A 16,824-nucleotide genomic window follows, 5' to 3' on the forward strand; every position below is an offset into this window, starting at 1 on the left:
CGCTCAGGTCTGCAAATAGGCTTTCCAGCCAGCCAATGCAGTAATGTCCTTCGCCCCTTCGATGCCGATGCCTTCGCAGATGAACCCGGCAACGCTGCTGCCATCTTCAAGCTGCACGCTACCGATGCCCAGCGGCGCTGGAATGCCTGCAACGAAGGAACCGAAAGCCGTGGCGGGAAGCTCCCACACTTCGCAGGCGATGGAGGCGCCACCGCTAACAACGCGAATCAGCCCGGGGCGCTTGCCGTCGGGCAGGGCGTAGAACTTGTAGTGTGGCGCGGTGCGAGTTGCACGCAGCAAACGTGCGCCGCGCGAAGTGAGCTGGCCATTCAGCGGCAAACCACTGAGATGCGCGCCGACCACGGCCACGCGCACCTGACCACTGGGGATAGCAACTACAGGTGAAACGGGTTTTACGGGCGGTTCGGTTTCCACTGCGCCGCAGGGCAGCGCGCGGTCGTCCTGCCAAAGATCGGCCAGATGCAGCAGCGGCACGTCCTGATGCGCCGGGGCGAACAGGGTGATGCCCAGCGGCAAGCCGTCAGCCCGGAACCCTGCCGGCACGGCGATGGCGGCGTAGTCCAGCAGGTTCATGAAGTTGGTGTACAGGCCAAGATCGGTGTTGCGGGCAAGCGGCTCGGCCAGCATCTCGGCGCGGGTATAGATGGTGCCTGCCGTGGGCGTGACGATGCAATCCACCACGTCCCACACCGGTGCGCACTGACGCTGCAAATCGCGCAGGCGATATTGCGCGGCGAAGGCATCGGCCGCCAGGGGCTTGGCGCCACCCAGGGTGATCTCACGGGTGACGGGGAACAGCGCCTCGGGCTTGGCGTCGACAAAGGCGCGGATCGCCTGGTAGCGCTCCGCGACCCAGGGGCCGCCGTAAAGCAGGCGTGCGGTGTCCATGAAGGGAGCGAAGTCGATCTCCACGGCCTCGCCGCCGAGACGCTTCAACCGCTCCACCGCAGCGTCGAACAAGCGCTCGGATTCGGCGTCGCCAAAGAACTGCAGGTCTTTGCGCGCAGGCACGCCGAAGCGAAACTGCGCCGCGCGACCAAAGTCAAAGCCATGCGGCAGCGCCGCGCGAGAGTATGCGTCAGCGGCGTCTTCGCCCAGGGCCACGGCAAAGACCTGCTGTGCATCGGGCGCAGAGAGGGAGAAGATGGACACCACGTCGAGCGAGCGGCAGGCGGGCACCACGCCGTGGGTGGAAATTAGTCCGCATGTGGCCTTGAGTCCGACGAGGTTGTTGAACGCCGCGGGCACGCGACCCGAGCCGGCTGTGTCTGTGCCCAGTGAAAAGCTTGCCAGCCCCAGCGCCACGGCCACAGCCGAACCGGAACTGGAGCCGCCGGAGATGTAGTCGGGGTTGAACGCATTGCGGCACGCGCCATAGGGTGAGCGCGTGCCGTTGAGCCCGGTGGCGAACTGGTCGAGGTTGGTCTTGCCCATGGCGATGGCCCCAGCGTCCAGCAACTTCTGCACCACGGTGGCCGACTGCTGTGGCGTGTAGGCGTAGTCCGGGCAGGCGCAGGTGGTGGGCACTCCAGCGAGGTCGATGTTGTCCTTGATGGCGAAAGGCACACCGTACAAGGGCAGGTCGTCCATGCCATGCGCCTCCAGCTCACGAGCGCGGTCCAGGAGACGCGCACGCTCCGGCGGCGTGATCCAGATGGCGTGATCGGGATAGCGTGCGCTGCGCGCCAGCAATTCTTCGATCAGTGCCGTGGGGGTCAGACTGCCGTCGCGATACGCGGCATGCAGAGCGGGGATGGTCAGGCTGATGATCATTCAGGTCTCCGTCAGGATGATGAGGTTTTGTCCGGCACTCACCGTGCCGCCCTCGCGGCACAGCAGACGCTCCACAATGCTGCGTGAGGGAGCAGCCACGTTGATTTCCATCTTCATCGACTCCAGGATGCACAGCGCCTCCCCCGCCTCGACGGTCTGGCCGGGCTGCACCAGAACCTTCCACACACTGCCCGCCACCGGGCTGGCGACCGGGCGAGCGCCTGCGGGCAGGTCGAGTTCGCTGTCGCTGCCGGCGCTGGCGATGTCGGCATCACTGCTCCAGTCGACCTGCCCCGTCTGCTCCCAGCGCTGGCGCTCGGCGGCAAAAGCCTGCTGCTGTGTGGCGCGGAAGGCGGCGATGCTCTGCGCCTGCGCTGCCAGAAAACGGCGGTAGTCGGCCAGGCGGAAGCGATCTTCACGAATGTCGAGTGGATAGCGACCATGCAAAAAATCGGCCCGGATGGACTGCAACTCTTCGGTGCTGACGGGGAAAAAACGCACCTGGTCGAAAAAGCGCAGCAGCCAGGGCTTGTCGTCCTTAAATACGGGCGTCTGCCGCCAGCGGTTCCACATCTGCAGGGTGCGGCCAACGAACTGATAGCCGCCCGGCCCTTCCATGCCGTAGACGCACATATAGGCGCCGCCAATGCCCACGGCGTTTTCCGGCGTCCAGGTGCGCGCCGGGTTGTATTTGGTGGTGACCAGGCGGTGGCGCGGGTCGAGCGGCGTGGCCACCGGTGCGCCCAGATACACATCGCCCAAGCCCAGCACCAGATAGCTGGCCTCGAACACCGTGCGCAACACATCATCCACGGATTCCAGCCCGTTGATGCGGCGGATGAACTCGATGTTCGACGGGCACCAGGGCGCATCCTTGCGAACCCCGGCCATATATTTCTCGATAGCCAACCGGGTGGCGGGATCGTCCCAGCTCAGGGGTAGATGGACGGTGCGCGAGGGCACTTCCATGTCTTCAGCCGGTGGCAGCGCCGCCTCGGCTTCTTGTAGCGCCAACAACAGTGTGGGCAAGGGCAGCACGCGGTTGTCGTAGTGAATCTGCAGCGAGCGGATGCCGGGGGTGAGGTCGATAACACCAGGTAATTGGCGCTCTTCGATCCACTGCATCAGCGCATGCACCCGCAGGCGCAGTTCCAGGTCGAGCACCAGCGGGCCGTATTCCACCAACAGGTTTTTGTCACCGGCTACGCGGTAGATCACGCCAACCGGATGATCGGGCACAACCCGCTGCCCAACGATTGGCGACTCCAGCACGGGCGCGGCGGCGAGCGGTGGGTCAAGGGGATGGACATGCAACGCAGTATCGGGCGCACCTAAGCTTTGAAGCGCTGCGTCCTGCAAGGCTTCGAGTCTGGCCGCCTCATCCAGGCTCACCGGCACAAAGCGCACGGTATTGCCCGGACGCAGTTGGCCGAGCTTCCACAAGTCTGCCGCCGCGACCACGCCGGGGCAGACAAAGCCGCCGAGGCTCGGGCCATCAGGACCGAGCAGGATGGGCATGTCGCCGGTGAAGTCGATGCTGCCTACGGCGTAGGCGTTGTCGTGGATGTTGGAAGGGTGCAGGCCCGCCTCGCCACCGTCGCTGCGCGCCCAGCGCGGCTTGGGGCCAATGAGGCGCACGCCCGTGCGGTTGGAGTTGTAATGCACCTCCCAGGCCGTGGCGAACAGCATGTCCACGTCATCATTGGTGAAAAAGTCCGGCGCGCCATGCGGGCCGTAGCGCACGGCGATGTCCCAATGCGCCGCGTACATCGGCAGCATCTCGCCTGCAACTTCATGCCCTGGCTGCGACCGCGCGTTGCTCCCCAGATGCAATACATCCCCCGTGCGCAGCGTGCGTCCGGCATGGCCGCCAAACTGGCCGAGGGTGAACGTGGCACGGCTGCCGAGGTACAGCGGAGCGTCGAAACCACCAGCCACCGCGAGATAGGCGCGCGCGCCCCCGGTGCCAGACGCTGCATTGCCGAACTGGAGCACCTGCCCAGCCCGCACCGCATGGCTGCGCCAGTTGGGCAGAGGCGCACCGTCAAGCGTTGCCGCCATGTCGGCTCCAGCCAGTGCGATCACGGTGTCAGTGTTGAAGCGCAGCGTGGGCCCGGCAAGGAGGATCTCCAGGGTGACGGCGTCCGTCGGATTGTCGAGCAGGCGGTTGGCGGCGCGATGCGCCAGCGCGTCCATGGGGCCGGAGGGCGGCACGCCGACGTTCCAGTAGCCCAGCCGACCTGGCCAGTCCTGCAGGCTGGTCTGCACGCCAGGTTCCAGCACGTCCAGCGTGCGCGCCTGTGCAGGCAGGCCTTCCAGATAGCGCGTGGTCTGTCTGCCCTGTGCAAATGTGGGGTCAGCCACGATCTGCCGCAGATAGCCAAGATTGGTCTCGAAGCCATAAAGCCGCGTGTCGGCCAGGGCGGTCTGCAGGCGCTTGAGCGCATCCGCGCGGTCACTGCCGTGCACGATGAGCTTGGCCAGCATCGGGTCGTAAAACGCGCTGACTTCCGCCCCCGTCTCCACCCAGGTTTCCACCCGCATATCGGCGGGAAAGCGCACCTCGGTCAACAGCCCCGTGGCCGGCTGGAAGTTCTTGGCCGGATCTTCGGCATACACCCGCACCTGCATGCTGTGGCCGTGCGGCTGGTGCACATAGCCCGCGCTGGGCGCCTCGCCCGCGGCCAGCCGCACCATCCACTCCACCAGATCGACACCGCTGACTTCTTCGCTGACCCCATGCTCGACCTGCAGCCGGGTGTTGACCTCAAGAAAGTAGAACGCGCCGGATTCCGCGTCGAGCACGAACTCCACCGTACCCGCATTGCGGTACTGCACACCTTGGGCTAGGCGCACAGCGGTGTCGCACAGTGCAGTGCGCACGGCATCGGCCAAATGGGGCGCCGGTGTTTCTTCTATGACCTTTTGGTTGCGTCGCTGCACCGAGCAGTCACGCTCGCCCAGATGCACCACGCCGCCCGCGCCATCGCCGAACACCTGCACCTCGATATGGCGCGCCGCCTGCACATACTTCTCAAGATAGATGCCAGCTTCCTTGAAGTTGGCTCGCGCCAGTCGGTCCACCCGGGCGTAGGCCGCGTCCAACTGGTCTTCGCTCCAGATGAGTTGCATGCCGATGCCGCCGCCGCCCGCCGTGCTCTTGAGCATCACAGGAAAGCCGATGCGCCGGGCCTCAGCCAGCGCGTGGCCCGCGTCCAACAGCAGCCCCGTTCCGGGCAACAAGGGCACGCCGCTTTGCCGCGCCAGTTCGCGTGCGGTGTGCTTCAGGCCGAAGGCGCGCATCTGCGCGGGCGTCGGCCCAATGAAGGCAATGCCAGCAGCCTCGCAGGACGCCGCGAAGTCCGGGTTTTCCGACAAGAAGCCATAGCCGGGATGGATCGCCTGCGCGCCGGTCTGTCGTGCAGCCTCCAAAATGGCATCGGCCCGTAAATAGCTTTGCGCGGCAGGCGCTGGGCCGATGCACACCGCAGCGTCCGCCATGCGCACATGGGCGCTGTCGCGGTCGGCCTCGGAGTACACGGCGACAGAGCGCACCCCCATACGTTTCAGGGTGCGGATGATGCGGCAGGCAATGGCGCCGCGATTGGCAATCAGAACAGTGTGGAACATGGCGGGCTGGGTTGGGTCGTCCCATGCTGTCGCAAAACCATCCGGGCCGTCCCGGCGGCGCGGTTAAAGAACGATCAGTTCCAGATCAGCAGGCGTACCGGCGTGGGGTTGTAAGCGTTGCACGGATTGTTGAGTTGCGGGCAGTTGGAGATCAGGCAGAGCACGTCAATCGCAGCCTTCATTTCCACATACTTGCCCGGCGCAGAAACGCCGTCGGCAAACTCCAGTCCACCCTCCGGGGTGACAGGCACGTTCATGAAAAAATTGATGTTGGCGGTGAGATCACGTTTCGTGAGCGCCCCCTGGGCCGAGCCGGGCTCGGCCCGCCCCCCGCGGGAGTCAAGGGCATTTGGGGCGGCCCCGCATTCCCTTGAGAGGCCGCTGTCGTATTGCCACAGGCACTTGAGAAAGGTGTCGCGGCAGGAATGCATGGGCTGCTTGTTCAGGGCGTATCGCACCGCGTTGCTTTCGGCGGAACAGGCGCCGCCCAGGGTGTCGTGGCGGCCGCATGTGTCGGCGGTGATCGTGAGCATCTCACGCCCACGGCTGGACATGAGGCGACTGCCCGCGGTGAGGTAGATCGCTCCCGCTTTCAGGGTTTCGGTGGCGCTGTAGCGTTCGGTTAAATCGCTTGCGCTGTAGAACAGCGTGTCGACGGCCTGATTGCCTTCGAGATCGAGGATGCGCAGTGTCTGCCCTGCATGCACGGGATGCAACCAGCCTTCACCAGCGGGCAGCACATGGTCATAGATCGCATGCGCGGGATCAAGCGGGCTTTCAACAAGATTAAATGAACTCATGATGGTCAACGGTAGAGCAGTTCGGTGCGATAAAAGCCGCGTTGGTTTTCCGGACAAGCGTTGCGGCAGTCGTCATGGGCATCAGCCGGGCCGCAACGCCAGGCGGTGAGATGCACATCGCTGGGGGCGTAATCCGGGCGTGGGTCGAGAGCGTGTGGCGCGGCGGAAAACACGGCCAGCACGTCCATGTCGAATCGCAGATCCAGCCACTGTCCTGCCTTGCCATGTGTGGTGTCGAACTGCAGCAGACCGGCTTCGTCGACCGTCAGCTTGCTGAAGAAATTGACGTTGGGCGCAAGATCTGCGCGTCCCAGTCCGTGCTTGAACAGCTCGATCAGCAAACCATCCTCTGCGCTGCGATGCATGGCGTTGCGCGCGGTCTGATAGCGCGATGCACCGTACCTGCCCATGATGTCGGCGTCGGTGGACACGCCACCAATGGTGTCATGCCAGCCTGCGGTATCGGCGATGATCGAGCACAGGACACGGCCCATATCCGAATACAACGCATGCCCTCTGGTCAGCATGGCGGTGTGCTGTGCCTTGAGGGTGTCGGGCATGTTGTAACGCTCAATCGGCGCGTCTGCGCGAAAAAACAAGGCGGACAGATTGGCACGTCCCGTGTGGTCGGCAATACGCAATGCTGTGCCGCGCCGCAGCACGCCAGACCAGTGACAGCCTCCCGGGATGAGGTCTTCCCACAGAAACGTCTCTGCAGGGACAGGATGAATGGATTGGGCCATGGGTTATAGGATGTTTGCAGGGTGAAGTGAAATGCTTGCGCGCAATACGCCAGAGATGCTGTTCGAAGTCAGTTCTGGGAACCTTGCTGGCTCAGTTGTTCGAGCATGTCCCGGTTCGTTTTCATGCCTGAAGTCTCGCGGATGCGGTGCAGGATCTGGCGCTTAAGGCCGAGGAAGTCCACCGTGGCTTTCAGGTCCTGCTCCCGCTGGCGCCCAAAAGGCACGCTGACCACACTGTCGATCCGACCTGGCCGCGGCGCCATCACCACCACACGGTCGCCTAGATAGAGCGCCTCTTCCACGTCATGGGTGACGAAGACGATAGTGGTTCCTTCAAGCTGATGCACATGGCGGATCAGGTCATGCATCACCTCGCGAGTCTGTGCATCGAGCGCGCCGAAAGGCTCGTCCATGAGCAGCAGTTTGGGGCGGTTCATCAACGCACGGGCAATCGCGACGCGTTGCTGCATACCGCCGGAGAGCTGATTGGGGTAGTAGTCCGCCGCATGGGACAGCCCCATCAGACTGAGCAGCGCATCGGAGCGGCCCGAGGCAGCCTCCACATCGCTGCTAGTCAGCTGGTCGCGCACCACCCGAAGCTGCCGGCTGAAGCGGATGTTGTCCTTCACGGTCAGCCAGGGATAAAGGCTGTAGTGCTGAAACACCATGGCGCGGTCGGCGCCAGGGCCATGCACCGGCTGTCCGTCCAGAATCACCCGGCCGCTGTCATAGGTTTCCAGCCCGGCCAGAATGCGCAGCAGCGTAGATTTGCCGCAACCGGATGCGCCCACCAGCACCAGAAATTCGCCCGGCGCGACATGCAGCGATACTTGGTCGAGCACCAGCAACGCAGACTCGTTGCGCCGCTTGAAGCTTTTGCTGACCGTCTCGAAATGGACTTCGGATTGGGACATGGCAGGCATCTTCATGCGCGCTTCCAGGGAAAGGCCAGGCGGTAGATCCAGCGGAAGGCCAGGTCGAACAGCAGGCCGATGAGGCCGATAATGAAAATGCCGACGAAGATTTTTGGCGTGTTGAGAAAGCGCTGGCTTTGCAGGATTTGGAACCCCAGGCCGCTGTTAGCCGCCACCATCTCCGCCACCACCAGGTAGGTCCAGGCCCAACCCATATTGATTCGCAGGATGTCGAGCAACTCCGGCAGAATGCCGCGCCAGATCACCAGTTGCATCACTTCGCCTTGACGCGCGCCCATGGTGTATGCGACTTCGAGGTAATTCTCCGGCACACGTCGCACCGCGTCGGCCACCATAACGATGATCTGGAAGATCACGCCAATGAAAATGATCGCAATCTTCGAGCCCTCGCCAATGCCCACCCAAAGCAGCACCAGCGGAATGAATGCCGAGGCCGGCATGTAGCGCACGAAATCATTGACTGGCTGCAACAGCGCCTCGAACCATTTGTACGCACCGATGTAAATGCCCAGCGGCACGCCGATGGCTGCCGCCAGAACAAAGCCCATGACCACGCGATAAATGCTGATCAGGGTGTCATTGGACAAACCGTTCTGCGTCCAGTCCACGAAGCTGTGCACCACATCAAGTGGCGACGGCAGGAACAGCGATCCCATCCATCCGCTGGCCGCAATCCACTGCCAGGCGATCAGAGGCAGCACAAAGCCGCTGATGGACAAGACGATATAGACCCAGCGCGGAATGGCCGCTCTGATACGCAGGCGGCTTTGCCAACGTTGCCCGCCAGGCTGGGAAGGCTGCGCGGCAAGCGACACGCTGCCGCCCGCATCCAGAGGTTGTGCGCTCATGGGATCTCCGTTGACAGGGACTCAGCAGAGTTTTTTCAGGGCTTCATCGCGTCTTTGACGATCGATGAATCGATGAAACTTGCCGGATTGGGGCTGGCATCAATCTGCTTCTGGCTCACGAGAAACGCGCCGGTGGCTGCCGTGCTGGTGTAAAGCGAGACGGGTGACGCACTCTTGCTCATCGCTTCTTCATTGAGCTTGGGCCCAAACAGCTTCGTGCCTGCCAGGCTCAGTGCATATTCCTCAGGTTTGAGCCCGACATGCGGCGCCATGATGGCTGCCGCCTTGGCCGGATTGGCATCAATGAACTTCACCGCATCGAACCAAGCCTTGGTCATAGCAACGAAGTCCTTGCGGTGTGCGGCCAGTGCAGTGTCACGTGCATACACCACATCAGGAATCAGGCCGGGGGCGGATTTACTGGTAAAGAGTGGATGTCCGGCCTTATGCGTCTGAATGCGCTGGATCCAAGGATTCCACACCCCGGCAGCAGGAAGTTTCCCGGCGATCAATGCGGCAGCGGCATCCCCCGTGGACATGTTGACGAAGTTCACGTCCTTCTCGCTCAGCCCGTTTTTCTGCAGGCCGGTCGCCGCGAGATAGTTTTCAATCGACCCGATCTCCAGGCCGATCGTTTTGCCTTTCAGTTCCGCAAACGACTTGATGTTGTTGCTGACCATCAGGGCATCGTTTCCCGCCGAGTTGTCGGTCACCAGAATGACCTTGGCTGGCACCTTCTTCACGGCAGGTGACAAGGTATCGATCAATGCCTGGCAATTGGCATCGATCTGCCCAGCAGAGAGCGCGTTGACCGAGGTCATGTAGTCCGGAAACCAGACCAGCTTGACGTCTGCGCCATATTTTTTGAAATAGCCTTCTTTCTCTGCGACGTACCAAGCCACCCAGCCCGGCCAGTCGGACACGCCCAGTGTGACTTGAGCAAAGGAGGGCACGGGGTGCAGCGCCAGCGTGAGCATGCCAGCAGCAGGAAGAACTTTGCGAAGAAGCGTTTGCAACAGGGACATGGCGGGCTCCAGAATGTCGGGGATGAGTCGGAGGCGCGCCATTTGGGCGTCCTCCCGGGCTTTTATCCCTCCGTGGAGCTCTGCAGTTGCAAAGCCGACAAGCTCTCGGACCAGGCATCGCAACCAACGAAGAGCGACCGGAACCCTAGCTCACCTCAGTGCGCACTCAACTGTGCGCCTCCTAACTCGTACAAAGCAGGAACCATGCCAAGCAAAGCCCCTCATGATCAGTCTGTTCTAACGAACAGATGCCCTCCTCAACACGCACCATTCATGAGCACTATGGCACTGGCATGGTGCGGATTGCACATTGAGCATTGGTTCAAGCATCGGCTACGGTGACGAGTGAAGACAGGGCCAAACCAAGTGCAACGCGTCTGCAATCACGCAGACCTGGTCGCGCTCCTAGCATTCACGCATCTCACTTGGCGTGTTGACGCCGACCGAAAACTGACCACCGGAGTTTTGAATCGGCACCAACACCTTCGAGGCAGATCGTCGCGGCAGAGCCCCACCTATGCCATTGCCTCGCGCCCTGAGTATGGCTGACAATTCAAGCAGACTCTGCATTCCATACATTTCCTTCAGGATCGATCGCTTTGCTGATCCATCAACGCAACTTGATCTGGACCGATTGCCCCACTCCTGCGCCAAACCCCTGTTCCCTTGCGACGCTGCCGACCGACCTTGGGCAGGACTTGGCCGCGCGAGTGGCGACTCATAGGGACTCGTCGTGACCGCCGCCCCTGCTGCAAGCCCTGCGCATCCTGAACGTCGCGGACGCCCCCCCGCCGGATTGCTGGCAGGCGGTTCCTGCGAGTCCATTCTCCTGCCCCAGATCCGGGACGAACATCCGCTATTGCAACAAGCGCTGAGCGCACTCCACCCCCGGCCGATCGACGATGTGCTGACCTTCACTCCCAAGGCGATCCACATCCTCTGTACCTTGCATCCGCTGGTCGTCCGTCCCGTGGGGGGCAGGCAGAGCAAAGGCTATGAGGTGCTCGCCGGGCTGCTGGCCTGGCGCGCGCTGCGTCCCCATCATGCACTCCACCTCGCCGCACAAACCGCATCCGCTGCCGGGAAACCCGCGGTCACGGCGCCGCTTCAAACCGAAGAATCGGCGGCCCCGCCCGCACGCGCCAAACAGCGAAAGCGTGCGCCGCCCACTGCGCTGCCTGCCGCGTTTGCTGTGCCCGCGATGGTCTTGCCAAAAGACACGCATGACGACGACATCACCGCCTTGCTCTGCGCTGAACGCTGGCTGCTGATCACCAGTGTCGGCCCGCTCAAGGCCTTGCAAGCCGAACTCGTGCAACTGCACGATCAGGCGCGCAGCCACGGTTGGACTCAAGATCTCACCCCGCAGATCAAGAGTTTGAACGCCTTGGCCCGCGTGCTGGACGTCACCCGTCAGACGCTGTCCACCCGCCGCCCCACCCGAGCCGACGCGGACGATGCACACCCCAACAGCGCAACAGACCGTCCTTGACACGCTGCGGCAACTCAGCGGCGATGCCGACGCCGCGGGCGCGGCACTGCAGTGGATTGAAGCGCCCGACACGGCACTGGCCTTGGCGCTGGTCATCGAAGGCACGCAATTGCTGCTGCCGACCTTGCGCACTGTCGCTGCAGATGACGCCACTGCACTGGGCGTCGTGGCGCCGTCTGCCGAGGTCATTGCCGGACTGCAGGCGATGCAGAACGTGCTGAACCCCCCATCGTCCAAGAGCCCGCCTGCCCTCAAACCGTTGCAACGCCCTGCCGCCACCCGCCTGCAACCGTTTCGCGGTGTGATGTCCTCGCATCCCCTGTACACGCTGTTGGGCAGCTGGCACTGGCGAAACGCAAATGCAGCGCACAATCCCATAATCCTGAAAGCGGTCGCGATGGTCGTGCTGTTTGCCAAGGCGCGCGCGCAGCAACTCGCAGCCGAGCAGGCCGGATCCTCTCCGATTTACGACGCCTGCACAGCCTTGCGCGAGCTGGTGCAAAGCCACCCTCAGATCCTGGCCGAGCGCCCCCTGGCAAACGACTGGATCCGCATCCCTACATCGAGCGAGCGTGAGTCGCAGGTCGATGCCATTCGTCGCATCATCGAGCCGGTGCTGCGCCACCACGATCTGATCAAGACCGCCGCACAAGACGACGAAAACGATGAAGACAGCGGCGAGACCTACAGCCCACCGCCCCAAAAACTCCGGCTCGATCTCGGCGATGCGCTGCAGATTCAATCCGTGACGCGGCTGCGCACCACGACGGTGGAGGCGCTCAAGCGCAGCGGGCTGAGCCTTGCCGAATTCGACCCGCAGGAAGAATACGTCGAGTGGACCGAAACTGGCGAAGACGACCCGCTCGATCTCACCCCGCCTGTGCCCAAGGAACGCAGCCTGGCCGAACAGGTGCTGCGCACCCGGGCGCTCATCGCCCGCCGTGAGCGGTCGATGCAGTTGCTCGCCGCGGATTGGACGCGACTCACCGAAGCGGAAGTGGCGCGGCTGTGGCAGGCCCTCTGCGCCGACAGCAAAAGCCAAGACCCGGCGACACGCGAGACGGCCGCCCTGCTGGGACTTGCGCTGTGGACGTCCCATCCGCTGCAGACCGAAGACGGCGGCCTTTGCGCATTGAAGATATTCTCGTGTGCTCAGGATGCACCGCAGGCCGCCCCGCGGTATCCCTTGTTACTGCTGGATCGCTGGGTATTGCGCTTGCCCGTGCGACGTCCTGCAGGTCAACCGGGCTACCACGGCGTCGACCGGAGCAAAGCACGGCCTTGTGCGGACGCCATCGACGTTCCGCTTCCCGTCGTCCTGCGTCCCGTGATCGACGCCCTACCCAGCGTGCAGCGCTTATCCACCCCTCCGTACAAAACACGGATTGACGCGTTTGTGCTCGAGCCCTTGCAACAGCAGGCGACTGACTGGCTTCAAGTCCATGCGCAGCAAACCGCGGGGCGTCTCACCCTCAGCGCCGTGGGGCAATGGATGTTTCGTCGGCTCGTCGAACAGCGGCGCGATCATGCCCTGGCCAGTCTGGCTACGGGACGACCTCATCTACTGGCCGACACCGGGCTGCACTATCTGCACGTGCCCACGGGTGACCTCGTGCGCTGGATCCGCCAGGAGCAGGCTCGGGCCTGGAGGGCGTTGCAGCAGGCAGACCCGAGCTTGGGCGAGAACGGCGATGCCCATTCCACCTCGGCAATCGAACCTGACGCATCGGACATCGGTGTGGGCGCGCCCATCGTCCCGCTCGACCGGACGGTGCAGGCGCTGGCCCACAGCCTGGACCAAGCGCTGACGCATGCGCGGTCCACTCCCTTGGCCGACGACGCTTTACTGATTCTGCACAACGCCTTCACGCAGTATGTCCACGCCCTGCTGCGATTCAGTCTGGGGTTGCGCGATGTGGGGCAACCGCTGCCCCACTGGAACCAGATCGATGGGCATCACGGCGTGGTTCTCCTCAGCGACAAGGACGATACTGCCGCATCCGCCACCCGCCTGGCGCCGCTTTGCACGACTGCGCTGGAGCAACTGCGCGTTTACGCCCAGCACGCCCGCGCCACCCTGACCCGCCTGACGCCTGAGACCCTGATCTCACCGCCGCCGGTGCTGTTTTATCTGCGGCGATTTCATGGCCGACTCGAATGCATCGACCACCCCACGCGAGAGATGCACACCGCGCTGGAGCAGGTCACCGGCTATACCCTGCCGCGCAACACCAGTCGGCATTGGCTGCGTTCGCGTCTGGTGCAAATGGGGTTGTCGGGCGAGCTCATCGAATTCTTCATGGGGCACTGGCAGCGCGGTGCCGAGCCCTGGGGACGCTACAGCGCCCTGCCCGCGCGCAGGGTCATCGAGTCTTTACGCGACCCGATCGAACAACTCGTGCGCGAGGCTGGCTTTCACGTGGTTCGGGGCTGGGCTTGAGCGACTGGAAAGGATTCGCCGTCGCCGCGTCCGAGCCGCAGGCCGCAGAGAACGGCTTGCAGCAACGCCGCGCGAACGCAGAGCACCATCGGGCGCGCGCTCAGGCGCAGGTGCGTGAGTGGATCGCGCAGCAGGGGTTGCAGGATTGGCTGCAGGGCCGCCCCGATCTGGTCATTCCCGATGAAGCGGTGCAAACGCTGCGCCAACGCATTGATCAAACCTTCACCGGGGCGGAACGACGCTGGGCGACCAACTATCTCAGCGCCGGGCTGGAGCGCGGGCGGCTGGAACGCGGCTGGAGCGTGCGTGTTCCCCCGCGGATTCTGGTGCTGCGCGGGCCGACCCCGCCGCTCAACGCCCTGACCTTCCCGGCCTTGACGCAAGAGGGCTTGATCGAGCAGGCGCTTCAAGCCCATTGGCAGCGAAGCGCCCAGACTGGCGCAGAAATCACTTTCGAGCAGATTCTCATCAACGCCATTTGGTCGTCGGCGCTGATCGGCGAAGACCGCGTCCGGCAAGTCGCCGCCGCGCTCAGGGCCAACACGCTTCGCGTCAGCCCAGATGGTCGCCGGGTTTGGACGGAGTGGATTGACCGCAGCGGCAACTGGCAGCGACATCTGTTCGATCCGTTCACCGCCCTGCTTGCGCTGCGCTGGCTCGACCAACGCCGCGACAGCCCGCCCCTGAGCGAAGAAGCCGACTCGCCCCCGTCTGTGGCACGTCCGATTTGGAAGGCACTCAAACGCTTTCTGGATGTCCAGTCCCTGGGCTTGGACAGCTATACCGACTTCGTGCGCTGCGCCCAGGCGAAGTGGCACTATCGGCTGCCGCCGTTTCTGGCGCAGGCGGCCCGCGGTCTTGTCGCCAACGCGTGTCTGCCGCCGCACGCCTGGTGGCGTCTGTTGATGGGCCAGCGACTGGCCCCCGAACCGATCCCGGCGCTGACGGTGGAGCGCACCGGGCCGGGCCGCGCCTCTGAAACGCCGCCTTCGCCCGATGCCATCGTCCCCCCTACCGAACTCCGTCGCCTGCTGCGCGCCGCGCCGCAACAGGCTCCGCATATCGTGCGCGTGCTGCGCCACTTCGTGCGCCAGCATGCAACAGACCGGGACCGGCTGGAAGTCGTCTTGGCCGGATGGCTGACCGGACTGTTGCGCCCTTCTGGCCGCAAGGGCATTCGCCTGAGTTCGGCGCGCGAGCTACTCGCCCGAGTGGATCGCAAACTCGCTGCGGTGCTGGGTACGCATCTTCCCGACGAGGTCACGGTCTGGGACGATGCCATCCAGTCCATCGTGCAGGCCACGGGGGAGCGTCATCGCAGCAACATCGCCACCGCACTCCAACAGCTCGACACCTTCGTGCGTGCGCACAAACGGTGGGATAGCCCGGCGCCCGACCTGGACGAGGGTATGGGTTCCAGCGTCGACGCCCAACTGATCACCGAATCAGAGTTCGTGTCGGTGCGGCAAACACTGCGGCGCAGCGCCCAGCCACGCCACAGCCAGGCGGCGGCGATCCTGGGCTATCGCTGCGGCCTGCGGCGCACGGAAATCCGCGGGCTGCGCTGGATCGATGTGCAACTGTACCCGCAGCCCCTGCTGTTCGTGCGCAGCCATGCCGGACGCGCGCTCAAGCGCGACAGCGGCCGCCGAGTGCTGCCGCTGAGCGCGTTCTGCACTCAGGAGGAACTGGATCTGCTGCGCCGGATCCATGCGGAAACGGAACGACTGCTACAAAACCGCCCGGACTTCAGGCAGACGGCCTTGTTCCTGCCCGATCCGCAGGCGCCGGACCAGCCCCGGCCCGAGGAGGCCCTGTTCAACCCGGTGCAAGAGGCGATGCGCGCGGTCTGCGGGGAACCGTCGCTGCGATTCCACCACCTGCGGCATAGTGCGGCCAATGCGCTGCTCGCCCAGTTCATGGACGACCTCACCCCGGGAGCCGCCGCCCTGCTCGGCGTGAAACCCGAGTCCATTGCGCCCAAGCGCCAGGCGCTCCTCGGACTGGGCCAAGCCCAGCGCCCTTTGTTGTGGGCTGTGGCCGCCTTCATGGGGCACGCCACGCCGCAAACCACTTTGGGCAGCTATGTGCATCTACTCGACCTGCTGCTGGGTCTGGCGGTGCAACATGAGGCGTCATCACCGCCTTCGAAGGTCATCGCCTGGTTGGCAGGCTCCACGGTCAATCGGGTCGACGTACAACAGCACCGCCTGGGCCCACGCAGCAGTTGGGTGGTTCGCAGCGCACACTGGGTTAAAAAGTTAGCGACGTCCTCAGCCCACGCGCAATCCCTGTGTTGTCCCTGGCCCGTGGAGCCCCCGTCTGGCGTGGCGCCCAGCGCTGGCCAGCCCTCTCCGGTCGAGTCGGCGCTGATGAACATCACCGATGCGCTCGACTTGCTGGCAGCTTTGCGCCGGGTTCCCTATGACACGGAGTCGGTGCGCCAAGTCAGCGATACTCTGGCACAGCGCATCCATCAAGTCATGGAGCGGTGGGCGCAGTTGCGCGGTACCAGCCCGGCACGACACACGCGAACCGAACGCCCTGTCGCGCCGATGGTCGTCGGTCATTTGCGACTCGAACGGCCTCGCACCCTCAAGCAACTGCGCTCGCGGCCGCTGCGCACCACGGCCCAGGCCATGCTTGAGGCCTTGCGGCACTGGTGGCGGACGGACGCGGCAGCGGCCGAGCAGGCGCTGAGCCTACACTGGCGCTTGCACGACAGCGATGATCATGCCGTGGCGTTCACCGCACTCGAGGATGCCCGGCGGTGGAAGCAGATGCTCGATACCCTGTCGATGCACTCCCCAGTGCTCCAAGCCCACGTGCTGTCATGGCAGCTCCAACCCGCGTTGCGCAGTGCGCACACGGCAACCGAGCAGGTGCATCATTGGGCGACGGCACTCGGTGGCGCGGTGACGATCTCGGTTCAAGCAGCGCGGTCATTCCACCCCTCGCATCCTTCGCCGCCCGATGGGCAGTTGCGGGTGATCGATGCCGCGCACGGCAAGGCCCGTCCTGGCGGGCTGATCGCCGCTCTGGATGCCGCCGCTTATGTGATGACGATATCCATACTGGTGAGAAAAGGGCCATAACCTCCAACAGATCGACCTTGCG

At 64.0% G+C, this 16,824-nt stretch carries 10 protein-coding genes and 1 riboswitch; of the genes, 3 read left to right on the forward strand and 7 right to left on the reverse strand.

The window, feature by feature from the left end; all coding sequences use genetic code 11:
• Positions 1 to 3: 3 nt before the first annotated feature.
• From atzF to THI_RS17020, 7 genes are all read right to left on the reverse strand, one after another.
• Complete coding sequence (gene atzF / locus THI_RS16990) at positions 4 to 1,794, reverse strand: allophanate hydrolase (RefSeq protein WP_013107482.1); 1,791 nt, start codon at positions 1,792 to 1,794, stop codon at positions 4 to 6.
• A complete protein-coding gene (uca, locus tag THI_RS16995) occupies positions 1,795 to 5,424 on the reverse strand; it encodes an urea carboxylase (RefSeq protein ID WP_013107483.1) in 3,630 nt (1,209 codons plus the stop codon). It abuts the gene before it with no gap.
• 74 nt (positions 5,425 to 5,498) lie between these two features.
• Entirely contained in the window at positions 5,499 to 6,224 is a 726-nt protein-coding gene (locus THI_RS17000) for a DUF1989 domain-containing protein (RefSeq protein WP_013107484.1), read from the reverse strand.
• Positions 6,225 to 6,229: 5 nt separating this feature from the next.
• The gene (locus THI_RS17005; RefSeq protein ID WP_013107485.1) at positions 6,230 to 6,967 is read right to left on the reverse strand and encodes an urea amidolyase associated protein UAAP1; all 738 of its coding nucleotides are present in this window, start codon (positions 6,965 to 6,967) and stop codon (positions 6,230 to 6,232) included.
• Positions 6,968 to 7,035: 68 nt separating this feature from the next.
• Positions 7,036 to 7,881 carry an ABC transporter ATP-binding protein gene (locus THI_RS17010; RefSeq protein ID WP_041609386.1) on the reverse strand — a complete coding sequence of 282 codons (846 nt, stop codon included), beginning with the start codon at positions 7,879 to 7,881 and terminating at the stop codon, positions 7,036 to 7,038.
• An 11-nt stretch (positions 7,882 to 7,892) separates the two neighbouring features.
• Positions 7,893 to 8,750, reverse strand: coding sequence for an ABC transporter permease (locus THI_RS17015; protein ID WP_013107487.1), 858 nt, complete (start codon positions 8,748 to 8,750; stop codon positions 7,893 to 7,895).
• 35 nt (positions 8,751 to 8,785) lie between these two features.
• Complete coding sequence (locus tag THI_RS17020) at positions 8,786 to 9,775, reverse strand: ABC transporter substrate-binding protein (protein ID WP_013107488.1); 990 nt, start codon at positions 9,773 to 9,775, stop codon at positions 8,786 to 8,788.
• Between the two features lie 49 nt (positions 9,776 to 9,824).
• A riboswitch (guanidine-I (ykkC/yxkD leader) is annotated at positions 9,825 to 9,935 on the reverse strand.
• Positions 9,936 to 10,508: 573 nt separating this feature from the next.
• On the opposite strand from THI_RS17020, the gene THI_RS17025 reads away from it, so the two are divergent.
• From THI_RS17025 to THI_RS17035, 3 genes are read left to right on the forward strand one after another with little or no spacing between them, the layout of a single operon-like run.
• Positions 10,509 to 11,267, forward strand: a complete 759-nt coding sequence (locus tag THI_RS17025) for a hypothetical protein (RefSeq protein WP_013107490.1) — start codon at positions 10,509 to 10,511, stop codon at positions 11,265 to 11,267.
• Positions 11,233 to 13,707 carry a hypothetical protein gene (locus tag THI_RS17030; protein WP_013107491.1) on the forward strand — a complete coding sequence of 825 codons (2,475 nt, stop codon included), beginning with the start codon at positions 11,233 to 11,235 and terminating at the stop codon, positions 13,705 to 13,707. The genes THI_RS17025 and THI_RS17030 overlap by 35 nt, the downstream gene beginning before the upstream one ends.
• Complete coding sequence (locus tag THI_RS17035; RefSeq protein ID WP_013107492.1) at positions 13,704 to 16,802, forward strand: tyrosine-type recombinase/integrase; 3,099 nt, start codon at positions 13,704 to 13,706, stop codon at positions 16,800 to 16,802. Before THI_RS17030 ends, THI_RS17035 begins: the two co-directional genes overlap by 4 nt.
• Positions 16,803 to 16,824: the final 22 nt, after the last annotated feature.

It is taken from the genome of Thiomonas arsenitoxydans, assembly GCF_000253115.1.
Taxonomy (GTDB): Bacteria; Pseudomonadota; Gammaproteobacteria; order Burkholderiales; family Burkholderiaceae_C; genus Thiomonas; species Thiomonas arsenitoxydans.

Coding starts and splice junctions, on each gene's coding strand:
- atzF (WP_013107482.1), bottom strand. CDS start 1,794: ATGATCATCAGCCTGACCATCCCCGCTCTGCATGCCGCGTATCGCGAC.
- uca (WP_013107483.1), bottom strand. CDS start 5,424: ATGTTCCACACTGTTCTGATTGCCAATCGCGGCGCCATTGCCTGCCGC.
- THI_RS17000 (WP_013107484.1), bottom strand. CDS start 6,224: ATGAGTTCATTTAATCTTGTTGAAAGCCCGCTTGATCCCGCGCATGCG.
- THI_RS17005 (WP_013107485.1), bottom strand. CDS start 6,967: ATGGCCCAATCCATTCATCCTGTCCCTGCAGAGACGTTTCTGTGGGAA.
- THI_RS17010 (WP_041609386.1), bottom strand. CDS start 7,881: ATGTCCCAATCCGAAGTCCATTTCGAGACGGTCAGCAAAAGCTTCAAG.
- THI_RS17015 (WP_013107487.1), bottom strand. CDS start 8,750: ATGAGCGCACAACCTCTGGATGCGGGCGGCAGCGTGTCGCTTGCCGCG.
- THI_RS17020 (WP_013107488.1), bottom strand. CDS start 9,775: ATGTCCCTGTTGCAAACGCTTCTTCGCAAAGTTCTTCCTGCTGCTGGC.
- THI_RS17030 (WP_013107491.1), top strand. CDS start 11,233: ATGCACACCCCAACAGCGCAACAGACCGTCCTTGACACGCTGCGGCAA.